The organism is Streptococcus sp. HMSC078H03 (assembly GCF_001808655.1).
GTDB classification, from domain to species: domain Bacteria; phylum Bacillota; class Bacilli; order Lactobacillales; family Streptococcaceae; genus Streptococcus; species Streptococcus salivarius_G.
In genome coordinates this window covers 1-1,794 of the sequence record NZ_KV794077.1, presented here as the reverse complement: position 1 = coordinate 1,794, position 1,794 = coordinate 1, and the positions used below count along the sequence as shown (strand labels likewise).

The window sequence follows — 1,794 nt, the reverse complement described above, 5'->3', positions numbered from 1 at the left end:
ATGATATGATACCTCTTAAGTAGACAAGGTAAATACCTAAAATCTACTTAAGAGGTATTTTTATGTCTAGAAGAGAAAGGTTCACCCCATACGAGAAAGAACAAGCTTGTCTCGATTATATTAATGGTAATCGTTCCAGATCTGAGATATGTAACTGTCTCCATATTTCCACAAGGACGATTCAAGATTGGGCTGCCATCTATAAAAAATATGGGATTTTAGGATTCACAAAGAAAACAAAAAACCGTTCCTATTCAAAAGAATTTAAAATGGAACTTGTAGAAAAATGTATTAGTGGTGAGGCTTCATCTATTGATTTAGGTCATCAGTATGATATTTCTTCAGGACTTTTAAGAAAGTGGATTAGGATGTATAATGCCAATATAGAACTTAAGGATTACAATCCAAAACGGGAGGTCTATATGGCAAAAGCAAGACGTAAAACCACTATTGATGAACGCAAAGAGATTGTCAACTATTGTATTGAACATAATCGCAATTATAAGGAAACGGCATCACTTTATGATGTTTCTTATAGCCAAGTGTATTCGTGGGTGAAAAAGTATGATAGTGATGGTGAAGAAGGTTTAGTTGACAAAAGGGGTCATCACAAACTAGATGATGAGGTTGATGAATTAGAACGTTTACGAAGAGAAAATGTGCGCTTAAAACGTCAGTTAGAAGAAAAGGATATGACTGTTGAACTCTTAAAAAAAGTGAAAGAATTCGGAAGGATGTGAGGCTAGGCAAACAGCGCCACGAATCAAAATACTTAGCGATCGAAGACTTCAACACCAACAAAGGGTGGAGCATTAGCTGGATGTGTCATCAGCTCGGCATTACGAGGTCTGCATTTTATAAATGGAAACATAGAATAGTTCCAGAACAAGAACAATTAAACAGCGAAATTGCGGAATTAATTAAAGAATATGACGAACGTTTTTCACACATCTTGGGATACCGAAGAATGACCGATTGGATCAATCATTTCAATCATACGAATTACTCAAGAAAGAGAATTCACCGAATTATGAAAGTACTCGATATCCACGCTTTTATCCGTAAGAAAAGGAAAAAATACAAGACTGCCAAGCCTAAAGAAACTGCAGAAAATAAGTTGGCAAGAAACTTCTATACAACTGCTCCGAACAAAAAATGGGTAACAGATGTTACAGAGTTTAAGATTCCTAACTCTCATAAGAAACTCTATCTTAGTGTCATACTTGATTTATATGACCGCTATCCTATTGCTTTTGTCATAAGTGGTCGAAATGACAATCGGCTGGTCTTCAAAACATTTGACAAAGCCATTGAAAAAAATCCCGCAGCGAAGCCTATATTTCACAGCGATAGAGGGTTTCAATATACCAATAAGAACTTTCAAAAAAAGCTGAAAGATACTGATATGATTCAATCCATGTCAAGAGTGGGCCATTGTATTGATAACGGACCAATAGAAGGTTTTTGGGGAATTATAAAATCGGAAATGTATCAGATGTATGAGATTTCAGATGAGGCCTCCCTCCGATATGCCATCAAAGACTATATCCGATTTTACTGTCAAGAGCGTCCACAAAGTAGGTATGACTGTAAAACGCCTTTGGCAGTAAGAAACGCTGCCTTATCATCAGAACATCCTTTGTCATACCCAATCGCTAAGAATAACAAAATTGAAAAGTACAAGTCTAAGTGGTCTGCATAAAAAAACAGCCGTACATTTATTATGTACGACTGACCTTCAAAAACAGACACTTTTTTAGATATTTAACCTGTCTACTTGACAGGGGGCATATC

The 1,794-nt window shown here is 36.2% G+C and carries 2 protein-coding genes; both read left to right on the top strand.

Features of this window, described 5'->3' with window-relative positions:
- Positions 1–62 precede the first annotated feature (62 nt).
- On the top strand, positions 63–740 hold the full coding sequence (locus HMPREF2607_RS01785; protein ID WP_002890056.1) for a helix-turn-helix domain-containing protein: 678 nt from the start codon (positions 63–65) through the stop codon (positions 738–740).
- Positions 737–1,702 carry an IS3 family transposase gene (locus tag HMPREF2607_RS10445; RefSeq protein ID WP_002890057.1) on the top strand — a complete coding sequence of 322 codons (966 nt, stop codon included), beginning with the start codon at positions 737–739 and terminating at the stop codon, positions 1,700–1,702. Before HMPREF2607_RS01785 ends, HMPREF2607_RS10445 begins: the two co-directional genes overlap by 4 nt.
- The last annotated feature ends 92 nt before the right edge of the window (positions 1,703–1,794 follow it).